This window comes from Ruegeria sp. AB8 (assembly GCF_056542605.1).
This window is the reverse complement of the sequence record NZ_JBQGAB010000009.1, coordinates 1-18,887: the sequence shown is the minus strand read 5'-3', so window position 1 is coordinate 18,887 and position 18,887 is coordinate 1. Positions and strand designations below refer to the sequence as shown.

At 61.3% G+C, this 18,887-nt stretch carries 14 protein-coding genes; 8 read left to right on the top strand and 6 right to left on the bottom strand.

Going from position 1 to position 18,887, the window contains the following annotated elements; genetic code table 11:
* Window positions 1-22: 22 nt before the first annotated feature.
* The 4 genes from zwf to ACR0CG_RS10755 are packed head-to-tail and all read left to right on the top strand — an operon-like array spanning window position 23 to window position 5,156.
* A complete protein-coding gene (gene zwf, locus ACR0CG_RS10770) occupies window positions 23-1,468 on the top strand; it encodes a glucose-6-phosphate dehydrogenase (protein WP_480524755.1) in 1,446 nt (481 codons plus the stop codon).
* 2 nt (window positions 1,469-1,470) lie between these two features.
* A complete protein-coding gene (gene edd / locus ACR0CG_RS10765) occupies window positions 1,471-3,276 on the top strand; it encodes a phosphogluconate dehydratase (protein WP_480524753.1) in 1,806 nt (601 codons plus the stop codon).
* A gap of 3 nt (window positions 3,277-3,279) precedes the next feature.
* A complete protein-coding gene (locus ACR0CG_RS10760; RefSeq protein WP_480524751.1) occupies window positions 3,280-3,915 on the top strand; it encodes a bifunctional 4-hydroxy-2-oxoglutarate aldolase/2-dehydro-3-deoxy-phosphogluconate aldolase in 636 nt (211 codons plus the stop codon).
* A 50-nt stretch (window positions 3,916-3,965) separates the two neighbouring features.
* A complete protein-coding gene (locus tag ACR0CG_RS10755; RefSeq protein WP_480524749.1) occupies window positions 3,966-5,156 on the top strand; it encodes a pyridoxal-phosphate-dependent aminotransferase family protein in 1,191 nt (396 codons plus the stop codon).
* A 98-nt stretch (window positions 5,157-5,254) separates the two neighbouring features.
* Here ACR0CG_RS10755 and ACR0CG_RS10750 read toward each other — a convergent pair whose 3' ends face one another.
* The gene (locus ACR0CG_RS10750) at window positions 5,255-6,370 is read right to left on the bottom strand and encodes a pyridoxal phosphate-dependent aminotransferase (protein ID WP_480525020.1); all 1,116 of its coding nucleotides are present in this window, start codon (window positions 6,368-6,370) and stop codon (window positions 5,255-5,257) included.
* A gap of 127 nt (window positions 6,371-6,497) precedes the next feature.
* Here ACR0CG_RS10750 and ACR0CG_RS10745 point away from each other — a divergent pair, with 127 nt between their 5' ends.
* Complete coding sequence (locus tag ACR0CG_RS10745; protein WP_170678068.1) at window positions 6,498-7,280, top strand: crotonase/enoyl-CoA hydratase family protein; 783 nt, start codon at window positions 6,498-6,500, stop codon at window positions 7,278-7,280.
* Here the strand turns inward: ACR0CG_RS10745 and ACR0CG_RS10740 are convergent, their stop codons facing one another.
* The 4 genes from ACR0CG_RS10740 to ACR0CG_RS10725 all read right to left on the bottom strand — a co-directional run bounded on the left by ACR0CG_RS10740 (window position 7,281) and on the right by ACR0CG_RS10725 (window position 12,925).
* Complete coding sequence (locus ACR0CG_RS10740) at window positions 7,281-7,613, bottom strand: DnaJ family domain-containing protein (RefSeq protein WP_480524747.1); 333 nt, start codon at window positions 7,611-7,613, stop codon at window positions 7,281-7,283.
* A 39-nt stretch (window positions 7,614-7,652) separates the two neighbouring features.
* Entirely contained in the window at window positions 7,653-8,816 is a 1,164-nt protein-coding gene (locus ACR0CG_RS10735; protein WP_480524746.1) for a benzoate/H(+) symporter BenE family transporter, read from the bottom strand.
* A 137-nt stretch (window positions 8,817-8,953) separates the two neighbouring features.
* Complete coding sequence (locus tag ACR0CG_RS10730; protein WP_480524744.1) at window positions 8,954-12,115, bottom strand: valine--tRNA ligase; 3,162 nt, start codon at window positions 12,113-12,115, stop codon at window positions 8,954-8,956.
* A 78-nt stretch (window positions 12,116-12,193) separates the two neighbouring features.
* Entirely contained in the window at window positions 12,194-12,925 is a 732-nt protein-coding gene (locus ACR0CG_RS10725; RefSeq protein ID WP_480524742.1) for a dienelactone hydrolase family protein, read from the bottom strand.
* Between the two features lie 115 nt (window positions 12,926-13,040).
* On the opposite strand from ACR0CG_RS10725, the gene ACR0CG_RS10720 reads away from it, so the two are divergent.
* Both ACR0CG_RS10720 and ACR0CG_RS10715 read left to right on the top strand, forming a co-directional pair.
* Window positions 13,041-15,332, top strand: coding sequence for a xanthine dehydrogenase family protein molybdopterin-binding subunit (locus ACR0CG_RS10720; RefSeq protein ID WP_480524739.1), 2,292 nt, complete (start codon window positions 13,041-13,043; stop codon window positions 15,330-15,332).
* Window positions 15,310-16,386, top strand: coding sequence for a T6SS phospholipase effector Tle1-like catalytic domain-containing protein (locus ACR0CG_RS10715; RefSeq protein WP_170678056.1), 1,077 nt, complete (start codon window positions 15,310-15,312; stop codon window positions 16,384-16,386). Before ACR0CG_RS10720 ends, ACR0CG_RS10715 begins: the two co-directional genes overlap by 23 nt.
* A 53-nt stretch (window positions 16,387-16,439) precedes the next feature.
* On the opposite strand, the gene ACR0CG_RS10710 is transcribed toward ACR0CG_RS10715, so the two are convergent.
* Complete coding sequence (locus ACR0CG_RS10710) at window positions 16,440-17,120, bottom strand: hypothetical protein (RefSeq protein WP_480524737.1); 681 nt, start codon at window positions 17,118-17,120, stop codon at window positions 16,440-16,442.
* 793 nt (window positions 17,121-17,913) lie between these two features.
* Between ACR0CG_RS10710 and ACR0CG_RS10705 the strand changes: the two genes are divergently transcribed.
* Complete coding sequence (locus ACR0CG_RS10705; RefSeq protein ID WP_480524735.1) at window positions 17,914-18,660, top strand: outer membrane protein; 747 nt, start codon at window positions 17,914-17,916, stop codon at window positions 18,658-18,660.
* The last annotated feature ends 227 nt before the right edge of the window (window positions 18,661-18,887 follow it).

The window sequence follows — 18,887 nt, the reverse complement described above, 5'->3', positions numbered from 1 at the left end:
TGTGTTCTGAAGGAGCCCGGTCATGGTTTCACGCGTAATTCCCGTCAACCCGTTCGACCTTGTTCTGTTTGGTGCATCAGGCGATCTGGCGCAGCGCAAGATCCTTCCGGGCCTTTATCACCGTTTCGAAGTCGGGCAGATGCCGGACGAGGCGCGGATCATCGGCACCGCCCGCACGGAAATGGACAGCGACGGTTTCCGCGATCAGGTGCGCGCATCGATGCAGGAATTCGCGCCCGAGTTCAAAGCAGAAACGCTGGATCGTTTTCTCGAGCGGGTGGAATACGTACCTGTCGACGCGCTGGGCGAAAAGGGCTGGGACAAGCTCGGCAAGGTCCTGCGCGACGATGTTGTCCGGGCGTTCTATCTGTCGGTGGGGCCCAGCCTGTTTGCCGGGATTGCGCAGCGGCTGCAGGATACCGGCCTGGCCACGCCGGACAGCCGTATCGTGGTGGAAAAACCCTTTGGCCACGATCTGGCCTCGGCCCGCGCCCTGAATGAGGGGCTGCGCGCCTGTTTCGAGGAACATCAGATTTATCGGATCGACCATTATCTGGGCAAGGAAACCGTGCAGAACCTGATGGCTCTGCGCTTTGCCAATTCCCTGTTCGAGCCGCTTTGGAACTCCACCCATATCGATCACGTTCAGATCACCGTGGCCGAAACGGTAGGGGTCGAGGGGCGCGGTGCGTACTACGATCAGTCCGGCGCCATGCGGGACATGATCCAGAACCACCTGGTCCAGCTTCTGTGCCTGACCGCGATGGAGCCGCCCTCGAAATTCTCGCCCAATTCGGTACGTGACGAAAAGGTAAAGGTGATCGAGGCGCTGGAACCCGTCGCACCGGCGGACATTGCCCGCGGTCAATACCGGGCGGTTCATGGCAAAGGCGGCTATGTCGATCATGTCGGCAACCCCGCCAGCCGCACCGAAAGCTTCATCGCGCTGAAGGTCCATCTGGGCAACTGGCGCTGGGCGGGCGTGCCGTTCTATCTGCGCACCGGAAAACGCCTGCGCGCCCGAGAATCCGAGATCGCGGTGTTTTTCCGTGACCCGCCACACACGATTTTCCCCAATGTCGGTCACTTGCGCGGCAACGTATTGGTGATCCGCCTGCAACCGGACGAAGGCATCACACTGCGAACCACCATCAAGGATCCCGGTCCGGGCGGTTTCCGCCTGTCGGATGTGGCGCTGGACATGAGCTTTGCTGACGCCCTGGGCGCCGAAGCACAAGCGCCGGACGCGTACGAGCGTCTGGTGATGGACGTCATCCGAGGCGACCAGACCCTGTTCATGCGCGGGGACGAGGCCGAGGCCGCCTGGGCCTGGGTCGACCCGATCATTCAGGGCTGGGAAAACCGCGGTGACCGCCCGGCGCGTTACGATCAGGGCAGCTCTGGCCCCGAGGAAGCATTGATGCTGATGCATCGCGATGGTCGCCGCTGGCGTCAGATCGGAGGTTAAACATGGTTCACTCTGTCATCACCGATGTCACCCAACGGATCATTGATCGCAGCGCGCCCCTGCGCGGTCCTCATCTGGATCGGATGGAGCAGGCAAGATCAAAAGGCGCGGCCCGCGCACACCTGTCCTGCAGCGGTCAGGCCCACGCCTATGCGGGCGCGGGACCGGATCAACAGGCCATGGTCACCGGAACCGCCGGGAATCTGGGGATCGTTACGGCCTATAACGACATGCTTTCCGCCCATCAGCCGTTCGAACGCTACCCGGCCCTGATCCGCGATGCGATCCGCGCGGCGGGTGGCACGGCGCAGGTCGCGGGCGGTGTACCGGCCATGTGCGACGGCGTCACGCAGGGCGAGGCCGGAATGGAGCTGTCGCTGTTTTCCCGCGATGTCATCGCGCTGGCCACAGGTGTGGCCCTCAGCCACAACACGTTTGACGCTGCCGTCTTTCTGGGTGTCTGTGACAAGATCGTCCCCGGTCTGGTGATCGGTGCGCAGTCATTCGGCCACCTGCCGGCGGTCTTCCTGCCAGCCGGTCCCATGACCAGCGGGTTGCCCAACGACGAAAAAGCCAGGGTCCGCCAACAATTCGCCGCCGGCGAGGTCGGGCGCGATGCGCTCATGGCCGCTGAGATGGCCGCTTATCACGGCCCCGGCACCTGCACCTTCTATGGCACCGCCAACACCAACCAGATGCTGATGGAGTTCATGGGCCTGCATCTGCCGGGCTCCAGCTTCGTCAATCCCAACACACCCTTGCGCGACGCCCTGACCGAAGAAGGCGCCCGTCGCGCCCTGTCGCTGAGTGCGTTGGGCAACAACTACACGCCGGTCTATCAGATCCTGGACGAGCGCGCCTTTGTGAACGGCATCGTCGGGCTGATGGCCACCGGCGGCTCGACCAACCTGCTGATCCACCTGATCGCGATGGCGCGGGCAGGCGGTATAGTTCTGGATTGGCAGGATTTTTCCGACATTTCTGCCGTCGTTCCCCTGGTTGCGCGGGTCTATCCAAACGGCCTGGCCGACGTAAACCATTTCCACGCCGCAGGCGGTCTGGGCTATTGCATCGGAACCCTGTTGGAAGACGGCCTGCTGCATCCCGATACGCTGACCGTTGCGGGGCACGGCCTGCACAACTACACCAAAGAACCCAAGCTGGTCGGTGGCGAACTGATCTGGGAAGACGGCGCGGGCCACAGCCTGAACGAAAAGATCGTGCGCCCGGCCAAAGACCCGTTCCAGCCCACTGGCGGCCTGTCCCGCCTGACCGGCAATCTGGGTACCGCCGTCATGAAGGTCTCCGCCGTCGCCCCTGAACACCAGGTGGTCGAGGCCCCGGTCCGCGTGTTCCACGATCAGGACAAGGTCAAAGCCGCCTTCAAGGCCGGAGAATTCACCGGTGACGTCATTGTCGTCGTCCGCTTTCAGGGTCCAAAGGCCAACGGCATGCCCGAACTGCACTCGCTGACGCCGATCCTGTCGATCCTGCAGGGCAGGGGACAAAAGGTGGCGCTGGTCACCGATGGCCGCATGTCCGGTGCGTCCGGCAAAGTCCCCGCTGCGATCCATGTCTGCCCCGAGGCGCTGGATGGCGGTGCCATCGCGTATCTGCAGGACGGCGACCTGCTGCGCGTCGATGCCGTGAAGGGGGAGTTGGAGATTCTGACGCCCGGCGTTCTGGACCGCACACCAGTCACCGCCGACCTTTCGGCCAACCAACACGGCACCGGGCGGGACCTGTTTGCGGCGTTCCGCGGTAACGTCGGCTCAGCCGATGCTGGCGCCAGTATTTTCGGAGCCTGAGCCATGACATCCAAAACCCAACGTACCCGCGAAATCTGCGCCCTGGCACCCATTGTCCCGGTACTTGTGATCGACGATGCGGCACAGGCCGGCCCGCTAGCCGAAGCGCTCGTGGCCGGTGGTCTGCCCGCGCTCGAGGTTACCTTGCGTACGCCTGCCGCATTGGACGCCATCCGCGCCATGGCGCAGGTGCCCGGCGGTGTTGTTGGCGCGGGTACGCTGGTCACGCCTGATGATGTGCGGGCGGCGAAAGAGGCGGGCGCGCAGTTCGGCGTCTCACCCGGTGCAACCGACGCCCTGATTGCCGCCTGCGAGGTCGAGGGTCTGCCCCTGCTGCCCGGCGCTGCCACCGCCAGCGAAGCGATGCGCCTGCTGGAACAGGGCTATGACATGCTGAAATTCTTCCCGGCCGAGGCCTCGGGAGGCGCGCCTGCGCTGAAAGCCATCGGTGCGCCCCTGCCGCAGATAAGCTTCTGCCCGACCGGTGGCGTCTCGCCCACGAATGCGCGCGATTACCTGTCGCTGTCCAACGTTGTCTGCGCTGGCGGCAGTTGGGTAGCGCCAAAGCAAATGGTGCTGAATCGCGACTGGGCAGGTATCGAGTCACTTGCGCGCGAGGCCTCGCAACTGGTGGATTGACGCGGCCGCAACCTGCGTTAGGTTAGGCGCCAATTCAGGCAAGGCGACCCATGACACAGCAAGTTTCCCTCGCGCGGGGGCGCGAATATCTGGCCATTCCCGGCCCCTCGGTCATGCCCGATGCGGTGCTGCAGGCCATGCATCGCCCATCGCCCAATATCTACGACGGCGAGCTGATCGACATGATGCCGGCGCTGACCGCCGACCTGCGCCGCGTCGCGCGCACGCAGCATGACGTGGCCATCTATATCGCCAACGGCCACGGCACGTGGGAGGCCGCGCTGTCCAATGTGATCGCATCGGGAGAAACCGTTCTGGCCCCTGCGTCGGGCCGGTTTACCCATGGCTGGGCCGAAATGGCCGAGGGCATCGGAGCGCAGGTCGACCTGATCGATTTCGGAACCGCCTCGCCGTGGGATTTTGACCGGATCGCCGAGGCCCTGCGCGCCGATAAAGAACACCGCTACAAGGCGTTGCTGGCGGTTCATGTCGATACCTCCAGTTCGGTGCGCAACGACATCCCGGCCCTACGCGCCCTGCTGGACGAACTTGAACACCCCGCGCTGCTTATGGCCGATTGCATCGCCTCGCTGGGCTGCGAACGGTTCGAGATGGATCACTGGGGGGTCGATGTCATGGTCACGGCCTGCCAGAAGGGCCTGATGACCCCCGCAGGTACGGGTTTTGTTTTCTTTAATGAAAAAGCACAAGCCAAACGCGCAGCCATGCCTCGCGTGTCGCAATACTGGGACTGGCAGCCGCGGGCCAACCCCGACCTGTTCTACCAGTATTTCAACGGCACTGCGCCGACGCATCACCTTTACGGTCTGCGCGCCGCGCTGGACCTGATCCATGCCGAAGGGCTCGACCAGGTGTGGGCCCGCCATGAACGCCTTGCACACGCGATCTGGAGCACTTGTGAGATTTGGGCGCAGGGCGGTGCGCTGCAGCTCAATGTCGCCGACCGCGCCTTTCGCAGCCACGCCGTGACGGCCCTGCGCCTGACCGACGGTCAGGGCACGCCGCTGCGCAGCTTTACCGAGCGAGAGCTGGGTTTGACCTTGGGAATCGGTCTGGGGATGGAGGACTGGGACGGCTGTTTCCGGCTTGGCCACATGGGCCATGTGAACGCTCAGATGGTTATGGCAATGCTGGGCGGAATGGAAACCGCCATGGCCGCCCTGAATATCCCGCGCGGCAAAGGGGCGCTCGAAGCTGCGGCAGCAACGCTGGCGGGCTAGTCCGAAAAGAACCGTCTCTTCATCTGGCCAAAAATATCCTCGGGGGGGATCGCGCCTAGGGCGCGATTGGGGGGCAGACAGCCCCCCGGCACAGCGCTTCAGGCCGGTTCCGCCCTAGCCGCTGCAAGCGCCCCGGGCAGCGCGGCCGCAAAGGCATCCAGATCGGCCGCCGCGCCGCAACTAACCCGAATGCAGCGGTTCTGTGGTGCGGCAAAGGGCATCCGCACAAAGATACCTTGCGCCACCAGCGCATCCAGAACCGCTTTGGCAAAAACCCCATCCCGCCCGCAATCGATGGCAACAAAATTGGTGGCCGATGGCAGGGGCACCAACCCGTTCTCCCGCGCGATTGCGTCAATCCTATCGCGCGCCTCGGCAATCCGCCCCTGAACGTCGGACAGCCATGCGTCATCTTGCAATGCCGCCAGCGCCCCGGCCTGCGCCGCCCGGTTCATTCCGAAGTGATTGCGCACCTTGTTGAAGGCTGCTATCAGCCCCGGTGCTGCAATGGCGTAACCGACCCGTGCCCCGGCCATTCCATACCCCTTGGAAAAAGTCCGCATCCGGATCACGCGCGGATCGTCCGCCGCGACCGGTGCCCCTGTTCCTTCCGGCGCACATTCGACATAGGCCTCGTCAAGCACCAGCAGGCAGCCATCGGGCAATTCGTCCAGCGCGGTCACGATATCGGCACCCGCATGCCAGCTTCCCATCGGATTGTCGGGATTGGCCAGGTAGACCAGCTTGGCATCCACTTCTGCCGCCTTGGCAAACAGCGCCACCGGATCTTCTTGATCCTTTGCATAAGGCACCTTGTGAAGCACGCCGCCAAAGCCTGCGACATGGTAATTGAAGGTCGGATAGGCCCCGTCCGAGGTCACAACCGCATCCCCCGGCTCGACAAGCAGCCGAACCAGATAGCCCAATAGCCCGTCGATCCCTTCACCCACCACGATATTCTTCACGGACACGGCGTGATGATCGGCCAGGGCGTGGCGCAGATCGTGGTTTTCGGGATCGCCATACATCCAGATCTCGCTCGCGGCCCGTTGCATCGCCTCAATGGCGCGGGGCGAGGGACCAAACACGCTCTCATTCGCGCCCAGTCGGGCCACGAACGGGGCACCGCGATCACGCTCCTGCGTTTCGGGCCCGACAAACGGGACGGTGGCAGGCAGGGATCGGGCAAGCGGGGTGTAGCGCGGATCAGTCATATGCGCAGATAAGCGCAGGGCGGCGGGTTGGGCAAGCATCAGGTCAGATGATCTGCCCTCACGTCGTGGTGGAACTGGCCATGCCTTTCAGGGCATGATCGGCGAAACAGGATCTGGGAGGCCTCGCATGGCGCGCGTATCCGTTGAATACAAAGACCACATTGCCCACGTCACGCTGACCCGGGGCGACAAGATGAACGCGCTGGATGATGCGATGATCAAGGCGATCCTGGCCGCCGGTCAGGAAGTCGCGGCCTCTGACGCAAGGGCCGTTGTTCTGTCGGGCGAAGGCAAAAGCTTCTGCGCAGGTCTCGACATGGCAAGCTTTGCCAAGATGGCCCATATGGACCCGACTGAATGGCTGATGACGCGCAGCCACCATGACGCCAACGAGATGCAGGAGCTTGCGCTGATCTGGCGGCGGGTGCCGGTGCCGGTGATCTGCGCCATTCAGGGCGTGGCCTATGGCGGCGGTTTACAAATCGCCCTGGGCGCGGATATCCGTATCGCCCATCCCGAAAGCAAGCTGGCCGTGATGGAGATGAAATGGGGCATTATCCCCGACATGGGCGGGATGGTCCTGTTGCCGCAACTCGTCCGCTCGGACGTGTTGCGCCTGCTGACCTATACAGCCCGCCCCATCGGGGCCCAGCAAGCCGCCGATTGGGGGCTTGTTACCAGACTGTCGGATGATCCAATGACCGAGGCGCTGGCTCTGGCCGAAAATATCGCTGGCAAAAGCCCCTCGGCCATCCGTGCCGCCAAGCGACTGATCGAAGTTGCCGAATGCAAGGCCCGCGCCGAGGTGCTGCTGGAGGAATCGGCGGAACAGGTGGAACTGATCGGCAAACCGGATCAGATCGAGGTCATCTCGGCCCAGATGCAGGGCCGCAAGCCCGAGTTCAAGTGATCACCGCATGAACGCCCGGCGCGCATCGCGGGCCATGTTGTAGCGCATCTCAAGATCGGCGATGCGCGCCATGGCCGCTTTGCGGTCTGCGGCATCGGTCAGACCGGCATAGGCCTGTCGGGCCGCGTCCAGCTCTTTCCTGAGACTGAATTCTTCGGGCAGAACACCGGCCTGCGCCATGATCCGGTGCCCGGCCGCAATGGCCGGATCGCTCTGGGCCTCGGTCGAACGATCGGGCAAGGGCTGACCTTCGCCGTCCAGCCCCTCTAACTGACCTTCCGCCTGCGCCTTTTTGATCTGGCGTTCCACCAGTTTTCCAAGTGATCCAAGCATGGCAGGATTATACGCGACCATTGATGCAGACGAAAGCGTTCACCGGGTCCGTTTCGTAACCAGATAAGCAATGCCGCCTGCCGCCAGACCCCAGACCGCCGCGCCCAAGCCGAACACGGTGATACCGGAAGCAGTGATCGCAAATGTCAGGATCGCCGCTTCCCGTTCGGCAGGAACTTCCAGCGCCGCAAACGTCGCGTTTGCCATGACACCGATCAACGCAACCCCGGTCAGCGTTCCCATCAGCAGCGGGTCGGCATGGGCGGCAAACCCGGTGATCGCCACGGCAAAAACGCCAAGCAGACAGTAGAATAAGCCTGCCATGACCGCAGACCAGTAGCGCAGGTCCCGGTCCGGATGGCTGTCCTCGTTCGAACACATGGCGGCGGTGATGGCGGCCAGACAGGTGGCAGGGGCTCCGAATGGCGCGGAAAGAATACTGGCCCCGCCGACGGCCGAGAACAGCCTGCCAGCTTCGGGTGCATAACCAAAACTGCGCATCACCGCGATGCCGGGGATATTCTGCGTGGCCATGGTCACGATGAACAGCGGAAGGCCTATGCCTATGGCCGAGGCCCCTGAGAACGTCGGCATTGTCCAAACAGGGGCAGCCACCAGATGCTCGGGCCGGACCGAGCTGTCGCCCGCGTTCAGAAAAACGACAATCGCCGCCGCAATAACCGCAGCAGGAACTGCGATCAACCGATTGATCCGGCCGGCGACAAACCACGTTACGATGACCGGCAATGCCTGCCAGGGCAGCTCAACCGCCGCCTTGAATGGCACAATACACAGCGGCAGCAGAACCCCACCCAGCATGGCTTGGGCCAGCGTTGTCGGGATCGCAGCCGCCAACCGCCCCAAAGGACGCCACAGGCCTGCCAGAACGGTCAGCGCTCCGGCGCACAGAAACGCGCCTACAGCCCCTGAAAAACCGGCGGCAGGGGTGGCAGAAACCGCCAGCAACGCAGCGCCGGGCGTGGACCAGGCCACGCTGATCGGCTGCCGATACCAGAAGCTGAGGACTATGGCTGCCAGCCCCATCGCAACCGCAGCCATCATAAGGCCGGACGCAGCCTCAGTTGCCGAGGCACCCATGGCGGCAAGGCCCTGTAAAACAATCGGGAATGAGCTGAAAAACCCAACCACCGCCACCACCAGGCCGGTCGAAATCGTCTGCACGGGGGGATGGGAATGCGCCATTTCTGCCTCGGGGTTGTTTGGGCAAATTGCTAACAATTGCAAGCAGTCAGGAACAAGGGGAAAGCCGTGTCACCAAAAGAAAACCCCGCCGACAGGTGGCGGGGTTCGGGATTTGAGTATTTGGGAAAAGATGAAGATCAGGCGATTTCTGCCAAACGGGCAAGGGCCTCGTTCAGCTTTGCTTCTTCTTCTTCGCGGGCGGCGAGGTTGGCTTTGGCTTCCTCAACCACTTCTTCCGGGGCCGAAGCCACGAATTTGGGGTTGTTAAGGCGCCCACGCAGGCCGCCCAGTTCCTTGGCCAGCTTGCCCTTAGCTTTCTCAAGCCGTTCCTTTTCCGCGCCGATATCGATGATATCCGCCAGCGGCAGGCCGAAGGACGCGCCGGGGGCGGCAATCGAGATGGTGCCTTTGGGCAGCTCATCTGCCTTGGTCAGGCTGTCGATGCGGGCCAGTCGTTTGATCAGCGCTTCGTTGCGGTCCCACGCGGCTTGGCCATTCGCGTCGATCACGGTCACCAGCATCGGCACGTACAGACCAGCAGGCACCCGCATCTGAGCACGGGCTGAGCGGGTGTTTTCGATCACCGAGATCACCCAGTTCATCTCACGATCCGCATCCGCGTCGATCAGGTCGGCCGCATAATAGGTCGGCCAGTCGGCGTGGACCACCATCTTGGCACGGTTGCCTGTCAGACCCCAGAGTTCCTCGGTGATGAAGGGCATGATCGGGTGCAGCAGAACCATGCACTGATCCAGAACCCAGCGCATGGTGGCGCGGGTTTCGGCCTGAGCCTCAGCATCATCACCCTGCAGCAACGGTTTGGATAGTTCCACATACCAGTCGCAGACCTTGCCCCAGACAAAGGCATAAAGCCCGTTGGCCGCATCGTTGAAGCGGTAGCTTTCCAGCGCCGCGTCAACCCCTTCGCGTACGCGGGCGGTTTCGCCGATGATCCAGCGGTTCACGGCGGCCTTGGGTTTCAGGTCGGCCACGTCCAGTTGCGGGACGGCGTCGGTGAAGACTTCGTTCATCTCGGCAAAGCGGACGGCGTTCCAAAGTTTGGTGCCGAAATTGCGGTAGCCGGTGATGCGCTCGCGCGACAGTTTCAGTACACCGCCAATCGCCGCCATCGAGGCGTTGGTAAAGCGCAGCGCGTCGGCGCCGAATTCGTCCACGATTTCCAGCGGGTCAATGACGTTGCCGGTGGTCTTGGACATCTTCTTGCCCTTCTCGTCGCGGACGAGCTGGTGCAGGTAGACGGTGTGGAACGGGATCTGATCGACCACGGCCAGTTGCATCATCATCATCCGGGCGACCCAGAAGAACAGGATGTCGAAGCCGGTGATCAGAACGTCCGTCGGGAAGTAGCGTTCCAGTTCCTCGGTCTGCTCGGGCCAGCCCAGTGTGCCGATGGGCCAGAGGCCGGAGGAGAACCACGTGTCGAGGACATCGGGATCGCGCCAAACCGGGTAAACCAGCTTGGTCGGGTCCTGTTCGACTGCATATTGTGCAAGACTTTCGGCGAATTGATGAATCGCCTCCTGTTTGTCGGCGGCTTCAATAACTGCCGCGTGGCTCAGAGGGCTGGGGATGTTGGCATTGTCGTCCAGGAATTTCTCGGTTACCGCTTCAAGGCTGGATGCACATTCCATAACGTTGCCACGGTGCAGCATGCCGCCTTCGTTCAGCAAACGGCCCATCTCGACCAGATCAAGGTTGCCGTCGTTCTCGTCGTCAATGAAGTCTTCGGCGGACAGATCGAGACCATACCAAACCGGAATCTGATGCCCCCACCACAGCTGGCGCGAGATGCACCAAGGCTCGATGTTTTCCAGCCAGTGGTAATAAGTCTTCTCGCCAGACTCTGGGATGATCTTGACCGTGCCGTCCTTGACCGCATCCAGCGCGGGGCCAACGACCTTGGCGGCGTCGACGAACCACTGGTCGGTGAACATCGGCTCAATGACCACTTTCGAGCGGTCGCCGAAGGGCTGCATGATCGGCTTGCTCTCGACCAGCGGCACCAGCTTGTCCGCGCCTTCGTGCTCGGGCTTCAGCGCCGTCGAGCCCAGACGCGGGTCATCTGCGCGGGTCATCACCGCCAGACCGTCGTTGGTGATCTCTTCCACCACTTTCGCGCGCGCCTCGAACCGGTCGAGCCCGCGCAGGTGATCGGGGATCAGGTTGATCGCGTCGATCTCGTTCTCGGTAAACACACGCCCGCGCGCATATTCCTGCGCCTTGTCTGCCTCTTCGGCGTAAGGAGCCCCATCGGCCCGCATCGCGCCTTTGGTGTCCATCAGGCGATACATCGGAATCCCGCCGCGCTTGGCGACCAAGTTGTCGTTGAAGTCATGCGCACCGGTGATCTTGACCGCGCCCGAGCCGAAATCGGGGTCGGGGTAGTCATCGGTGATGATCGGGATCTGGCGGCGGTGCTCTTTCGGGCCAACCGGGATTTCGCATAGCTTGCCAACGATGGGTGCATACCGCTCGTCCGAGGGATGAACCGCAACCGCACCATCGCCCAGCATGGTCTCAGGCCGGGTCGTCGCGATTGAAATGTAATCCCGCTCCTCGCGGAGGATCACATTCCCCTCTTCATCTTTTTCCAAATACTCATATGTCTCGCCACCGGCGAGCGGGTATTTGAAGTGCCACATATGACCCGCGACCTCGATGTTCTCGACCTCAAGGTCCGAGATCGCGGTCTCGAAATGCGGGTCCCAGTTGACCAGCCGCTTGCCGCGATAGATCAGGCCCTTTTCGTACATGTCGACAAAGACTTTGATCACCGCGTCGTGAAAATTCGCAGAGTTTTCGTGCCCCGTGCGCGGGTCGCGCGGCGCGCCTGCCATGGTGAAGGCATTGCGCGACCAGTCGCAGGATGATCCCAAGCGCTTCAGCTGCTCGATGATCGTGCCCCCATATTCGCCCTTCCATTCCCAGACCTTGTCCAGAAATGCTTCACGCCCCAGCTCGCGGCGACCCGGCTGCTGCGTGGCGGCCAGCATCTTTTCCACCTGCATCTGCGTGGCGATACCGGCGTGGTCCTGACCGGGCTGCCACAGCGTGTCAAAGCCACGCATCCGGTGCCAGCGGGTCAAAATATCCTGGAGCGTGTTGTTGAACGCATGGCCCACATGCAGCGCGCCGGTGACATTGGGCGGCGGGATCATGATGGTAAAGCTTTCGTCGCGCGAGCGGTTCGCGCCTGCCTTGAAGGCTCCGGCCTGTTCCCAGGCCTTGTAGATGCGGGCCTCGGCCTCGGCCGCGTTGAATGTCTTTTCCATCGCCATGGGATGCGTCCTGCGTCAACAAAATCGGGTCAGCGCTTGCAATAGCGAATGCACGCAGGAAGGGGAAGGGCGTCTGTGCTAACCGGCCATCCCAAATCGGTCTTTGAAATAGGTATCAACGCGCTGATAGGCTGGATCGTGGAAATCCAGCGTCAGCAGCGAATGGTCCTTGCCCGGATACTCAATCGTTTCGAGGTTTTCGCCAAAGGCGTTTTTCAGCGCCCGCATCAGTTTTTGGGGCGACAGGTTGTCTTTGGCGTACCGCATCGCCAGACCGGGGCCTTTTTGTTCCATGCCCAAACGTGCATCCGAAATGTCCTGCGCGCTCATATGCAGCTTGTCGCCGCCAAAGATCGGCAATGCGGGCTGACTGGCCACGCCTCCAAGAACCGCGTCGTCGGCCATCAAGGTCAGAGCAAAGCTGCCGGTCAGGCACATGCCGATGACACCAACGCCCGCGCTGCCTTCCTGATCCCGGATATGACCCGCCAGCGCCCGCATCCAGCCCGCAACCGGGCTTTGACGCCCTTTCATGAACATGTTGATCTCGCGCCGGACGCAGAACAGCCGTGCAAAGTTCCTGCCCGTCTGAGTTTTGCCGAACGTACCGAACAGGTGCGGCAGATACACCCGAAACCCCGAGGCGTTCAGCCGCCGCGCCAGTTCCAGCGTTTCCGGCCCTATCCCCGGCAGTTCCTGCAGGATCATGATCGGTGGACCTTCGCCCCCGACATAAACGTCATGCGTGGTTTCTGTGCCGGTGCTGAGCGGGGCGGTGAACGGGAATACGGCGTCATGTGTCCAGGTCATGGCGCCGACGCTATACCATTGGGATGCCGCTGGAAATCGAATTTCTTCGCGATCGACTGGACATCGCATATGCGGGGGCTAACCTCGCAGCCACAGCAGCCTGAAAGGGACAGCAATGGAAAAGTTCGGCAAAAGCCAGCCGGTCAAACGGACCGAAGATCACCGCTTTCTGACCGGGCAGGGGCGCTACATGGACGATGCCGTGCCGGACAATGCCATGTATGCGGCCTTCTTCCGCAGCCCGGTTGCGCATGCGCGGATCATAGCGCTGGATCTGGATGCTGCGCGGCAGGCGGATGGGGTCCGCCTAGTCATGACGCTGGACGATCTGGCCGCAACCGGGATCGACACTGTGATGAACGCGGCGATCATGCCCAACCGGGATGGCTCGCAAGGCGCGGCGCCACAGCGGCACATGCTTGCCAAAGACCGTGTGCGCTTTGTGGGTGAGCCCGTTGTTGCAGTGATTGCCGAGACGCAGCTTCAGGCGCAGAACGCGGTTGAGCTGATCTGGATGGAGACCGATGATCTGCCCGCCAAGCTGGATGTGGATGCGGGCGGAGAGCCGCTGCACCCCGAAGCCCCGGACAACCGCGCATTTGACTGGGGGCTGGGCGATGAAACCGCGACCGAAGCCGCCTTTCAGTCCGCCGCCCATACCGTGGCGCTGAATGTGGCGGACAACCGGGTCATCATCAACTCGATCGAGCCGCGCGGCTGTCAGGCCAGCTGGTCGGACGGCCGGCTGCACTTCGCCTATGGCGGTCAGGGTGTCTGGGCGATGCGGGCGCAGTTGGCGCAGAAACTGAAGCTTGAAACCGAGGCGATCCGTGTCACCACGCCGGATGTGGGTGGCGGGTTTGGCATGAAGGTGATGCCCTATCCCGAATATTTCTGTGTCTGCGTTGCCGCCATGAAATTGGGGCAACCCGTGCATTGGATGTCCGACCGGTCCGAAGCGATGCTGTCCGATCATCATGGCCGCGATCTGACGTCTTTGGCCGAACTGGCTTTCGACGACAATCTCAGGATCACGGCTTACCGGGTCCACAGCAAGGTCAACCTTGGCGCCCATAACAGTCATTTCGGGCAGGCCATCCAGACCAGCCTGTTCAGCAAGGTGCTGATGGGTGTCTATGATGTTCAGACCACATATCTGCGGGTCGAAGGGTTCTACACCAACACCACGCAGGTCGACGCCTATCGCGGCGCGGGCCGGCCCGAGGCGATCTATGTCCTTGAACGGGTCATGGACCGCGCCGCGCGCGAACTGGGTGTCGATCCGTGGGAACTGCGGCGTAGGAACTTCATCAAACCTGCGGACTTCCCCTACAAAACCGCAACAGGGGAAACCTATGACGTCGGTGATTTCGATATGGTCCTCAGCCGCGCCGGCGAGCAGACCAGTGGCTTTGCCGCCCGAAAGGCCGCCGATGCTGAACGCGGCCTGATCCGGGGGCAGGGGCTTTGTTACTATATCGAAAGCATTCTGGGCGACCCTTCCGAAAACGCGAAGATCGAGTTCCGCGAGGATGGAATGGTGAACATGTGCGTTGGCACTCAATCGAATGGGCAAGGGCACGAGACGGCCTACACTCACTTCCTGTCTGATCAGACTGGGATACCAATGGACCGGATCGTGGTGGTCCAGGGCGATACCGACCGTCTGGCGCATGGCGGCGGGACGGGCGGATCCCGCTCGGTGACGGTGCAAAACACGGCAACGCTGGCCACAATCGACGTCATGATCGCCGCATTCACGCCTTATCTGGCCGGTAAGATGGGGGTCGAGGAAACCCAAGTGATTTTTGACCACGAAACCTTTCGGGCGCCGGGGTCCAACCTGACACCCACCCTGATCGAGGCCGCCGAGATGGCCCGCGCCGATGGCCGTACCGACCTGTTGCAACACACGGCACGCGCCGATCTGGAAGCGCGCAGCTATCCCAACGGTGCACATGTTGCCGAAGTCGTGATCGATTCTTTCACCGGGGAAACCTGGGTCGACCGCTATACGGTGGTTGATGATTTCGGAAACCTTATCAATCCGATGCTGGCCGAGGGGCAGGTGCATGGCGGGGTGGTGCAGGGCATTGGCCAGGCACTGAACGAACGTGTGGTGCATGATGCGCAGGGGCAACTGCTCACGGCTTCGTTGATGGATTACGCCTTGCCCCGTGCCGCCGGGATACCCATGATTAAGTTTACCTCGGCGCCGGTTCCGTCAACCTCCAACCCGATGGGGATGAAAGGATGCGGTGAGGCCGGGACCGTGGGCGCGCTGGCCGCTGTTGCAAACGCGGTTCAGGATGCGCTCTGGGATCATGGGGTACGGCAGGCGGACATGCCTTTCACACCTCACAGAGTATGGGAGATACTGACACATGGTTCTGTCGCGGCTGAGTAGAAAGGTTCTGGGATGGCTCGGACGGCCGCTTCGCTCCGAGCACTCGGCCGAGGCGCTGCACCGCGAGCCAATCAGCCATGTCATCATTCTGGACGGCACCATGTCCACGCTGGAGCCGGGCCTTGAGACACATGCCGGTCAGACCTATCGCCTGTGTCGGGAAATGGGCAGCCAAGTCTCGGTCTTTTACGAATCCGGTGTGCAATGGGAAAGCTGGAAGTCCTCGCTGGATGTGATGATGGGGCGCGGCATCAATCGCCAGATCAGGCGTGCCTACGGCTATCTTGCCTCGCGGTACAAGCCCGGCGACCGGATCTACTTCATCGGATATTCCCGTGGCGCGTACGGTGTGCGTAGTCTTGCCGGTGTCATCGACATGATTGGCCTACTCAAGGCCGAGCATGCCACCGAACGCAACATCAAACAGGCTTATCGCCATTATGAATGCAATCCAGGCGGAGCAGCGGCAGGTGATTTCCGGCGCAAGTTCTGCCATGACGAAATTGCGATAGAAATGGTTGGCGTCTGGGATACGGTCAAGGCGCTGGGCCTGCGCCTGCCCATGCTGTGGCGTTGGGCCGAGGATCGGCATGCCTTTCACCACCACAAGCTTGGTCCCTCGACCCGCCACGGCTATCACGCCCTGGCGCTGGATGAGACGCGCGAAGTGTTCGAACCGGTCCTGTGGAAATGTACGCCCGAGTTCCGCGGCCATGTCGAACAGGTCTGGTTCCGCGGCACCCATGGCGATGTCGGCGGGCAACTGAACGGCTTTGAAGAGGCGCGCCCACTCAGCAACATCTCCCTGATCTGGATGCTGGACAAGGCAGAACTGCATGGTCTGCCCTTGCCGGACGGTTGGCGCGAGCGTTTCCCGGTCGATGCGTCCGCCAGATCAGTCGGGACATGGAGGGGCTGGGGCAAGATCTTCCTTCTGCGCAAGCATCGCAAAGTCGGTCGGGACCGCTCGGAACATCTGCACGTGTCGGTTTCACCGGATGATCTGCCGGGCTGGGTGCCCATGCCCAACTTGCCTTCTCATCCGGCGCAATAACCGCGACCGGCCATCCACCGCCGTCGGCGCTACAAAATGTTGAATGCCCCTAATCAATCGCCTGGATCACGCAGCGACACTGTCACGTCATCCATGACATAGAACCTGTTCTGATCTGCCGAGGCGCTGACGGAAACATCGACGAACCCTTCGTTGTCAGGGGTGCCGTCAAGGTCGCGCAGGTTCGCCTCGGCAAATGGCGCCTCCAATGAAGCATCACCAAAGACGGCGAGGCGATAAGCCATGTTGTCCGGAAACATCGAGATCAGAACCGTGTGCCTGTCGCCGATGCTGTAGCTGCCCACCGGTGTATCAAACATGGAAATCTGGCCATTGTTGAAAACGACCCGGCCGAAATACCGCCCCAAAACACCGCTATCGACGATCATTCCGCCATCATCCAGAATCTGCCCCTGCCACGTGATGTAGATTGGCGCGGTTTCGTCGCTGATCGGTGACGTCCGGAAAGTGATATGGTCGCCGGACGTCTCTGTTGCCGGTGGCCGCTCACGGATACTCAGGGAAAGATCGCCGGCAATGGCGTCTTCGGCGGATACGAAGAAGAACTCTTCTGATCCGACACTGATACTGTCGCCGGCGGGTGGCCCTGGCGGGTTGGACAGTGGCGACTGTCCGGGTGTCCCGCTCTCGAAATCCGCGTGAAAAATGGTGCTGCAAGATGTCGGCAGAAGGGCGGCGCAAAGAATGAGTGTGGAAGAATTGATAAATTTCATAGGACACTCCGAAACAAGAACGGATCCCAAACGGACTCAATACAATGCCGCCGGTGGATGCCTTCAGAATACCACAACCAGCATCGACCCGCCCAACGCCGCCCAAGAGCTGACCTGTTCCGGCTTCCGCGCGAATTTGCCACGCTGTGTCATGTCGCCCTGGGAGCTGCGGTGTGACGCGCCAAACTCGTACCCACCAGCAATCGCAGAACACACCAAGACGCGCCACATCTGCCGATTAGCCGCGCGCTCTGTCTGAATTATGTCGGAAGGATTAAATTGCCCAACTACGGGGAACCCCCAATACCGCAGCCCCGCTCGATTTGTTAGTTATCAGACAACGGAGCAACCACACACACACCTCCGTCCAACACTACACGGGGGGCTGGCCGAATAGACCCCCTCACTCATGCCAGCCCCTCAACCCTTTCCCAAAGCCAAAGTGTATATGCCAGGCATCGGACGTCCGGTTGCAGGTTGCGCCCGATCGAAACATCCCGGACACTTTCGAGCTTCAACCTCAGCGCTCAGAAAGAATCTTTCCGGGCACTAGACGTCCCTCTTGGTTCTCCGTTTCTTCAGCATAACCGTGGGTCCGCTCAGATAGGCAGGTTAAAGAGTAGCTCGCCAGATAAGCCATTGGTTGAAATGCTGATTGAACGAAGCACGATCAGATAATCCTTTTGACTCGGATCACCGCCATCGCCATCATTCACATAAGAATACCAGAATGCGATTTTGGCCCCTCCCTGCTGTGAAAGTTCATGCAGTCGGCATGTGATAGGAGGAATTTATGAACAGATTACCCACATGGACAGCCGCGATCCTCAGTCTGGCAGTCTCCGCGCTTCCCGTCGCGGCACAGTCGAGCGACTGGAACTACGAAGCTACGATTTATCTGTTCATGCCTGAGACCAAGACGTCACTGGATTCCCCGAACGGCAACATCGACGCAACGCTGAGTTTTTCGGACGCGCTCAGCAAGCTGGACCTCGCCTTCATGGGTGCCTTCGCGGCCAGTAACGGCCGGTGGAGCCTGTTGACCGATTACAACTACACCAAGCTTTCCATTGACAACGACCTGTCCGGGCCTGCGTTCTCCGGCGTGGAAACGTCCCTCAAGACGCAGTTCCTGAGCGGCTACGTTGGTTACCGCGTCTACGAAGACCCAACTTTGAAACTGGACCTGGCAGGAGGGTTCAGGTGGTTCAACACGGAAACCGAATTCACGCGGTCCCCAGGGGCATTGCCTGGGACGACCAGTACCGTAGACGCCAGTTGGACAGACCCTGTCATAGGCCTCCGCGCCCGCTATGCGATTTCTGATCGCTGGTCCGGTACGGCCTTTCTGGACTACGGAGGGTTCCGAAGTGGCAGCGAGACCTGGCAGATTTTGTTGACGGCAGACTATGCCATAAACGACCGATGGATGATCAGAGGCGGATACCGCCATATTTCGTTTGATCACGAAGTGAATGGTAACGACTTTGACTTCAGCCAGTCCGGCCTGCTGATCGGCGCGACATACGCTTTCAATTAAGTGTTTCTGTGTGGGGTGGATAAGTTTCGCTCTCAATAGTGTTTCATACTTTGACACGCAAAACTCGGCCATTGGCTTCGAAGTTGGTGGAGTTGCTGCCGATAGCGTCGAAAAGACGTGCGCCCCTATTTATCCCGCTAGGGTCAGGACCCATTGATTTCCGCGTGGCTGCGTGAGTCACGGTTCGAAAATCGGGCGGTGACCATGTCTGATCTTTTTTGGCTGAC

Excerpts from the sequence above, each read along its gene's own strand:
- zwf (WP_480524755.1), top strand. The coding sequence starts at position 23 with ATGGTTTCACGCGTAATTCCCGTCAACCCGTTCGACCTTGTTCTGTTT.
- edd (WP_480524753.1), top strand. The coding sequence starts at position 1,471 with ATGGTTCACTCTGTCATCACCGATGTCACCCAACGGATCATTGATCGC.
- ACR0CG_RS10760 (WP_480524751.1), top strand. The coding sequence starts at position 3,280 with ATGACATCCAAAACCCAACGTACCCGCGAAATCTGCGCCCTGGCACCC.
- ACR0CG_RS10755 (WP_480524749.1), top strand. The coding sequence starts at position 3,966 with ATGACACAGCAAGTTTCCCTCGCGCGGGGGCGCGAATATCTGGCCATT.
- ACR0CG_RS10750 (WP_480525020.1), bottom strand. The coding sequence starts at position 6,370 with ATGACTGATCCGCGCTACACCCCGCTTGCCCGATCCCTGCCTGCCACC.
- ACR0CG_RS10745 (WP_170678068.1), top strand. The coding sequence starts at position 6,498 with ATGGCGCGCGTATCCGTTGAATACAAAGACCACATTGCCCACGTCACG.
- ACR0CG_RS10740 (WP_480524747.1), bottom strand. The coding sequence starts at position 7,613 with ATGCTTGGATCACTTGGAAAACTGGTGGAACGCCAGATCAAAAAGGCG.
- ACR0CG_RS10735 (WP_480524746.1), bottom strand. The coding sequence starts at position 8,816 with ATGGCGCATTCCCATCCCCCCGTGCAGACGATTTCGACCGGCCTGGTG.
- ACR0CG_RS10730 (WP_480524744.1), bottom strand. The coding sequence starts at position 12,115 with ATGGCGATGGAAAAGACATTCAACGCGGCCGAGGCCGAGGCCCGCATC.
- ACR0CG_RS10725 (WP_480524742.1), bottom strand. The coding sequence starts at position 12,925 with ATGACCTGGACACATGACGCCGTATTCCCGTTCACCGCCCCGCTCAGC.
- ACR0CG_RS10720 (WP_480524739.1), top strand. The coding sequence starts at position 13,041 with ATGGAAAAGTTCGGCAAAAGCCAGCCGGTCAAACGGACCGAAGATCAC.
- ACR0CG_RS10715 (WP_170678056.1), top strand. The coding sequence starts at position 15,310 with ATGGTTCTGTCGCGGCTGAGTAGAAAGGTTCTGGGATGGCTCGGACGG.
- ACR0CG_RS10710 (WP_480524737.1), bottom strand. The coding sequence starts at position 17,120 with ATGAAATTTATCAATTCTTCCACACTCATTCTTTGCGCCGCCCTTCTG.
- ACR0CG_RS10705 (WP_480524735.1), top strand. The coding sequence starts at position 17,914 with ATGAACAGATTACCCACATGGACAGCCGCGATCCTCAGTCTGGCAGTC.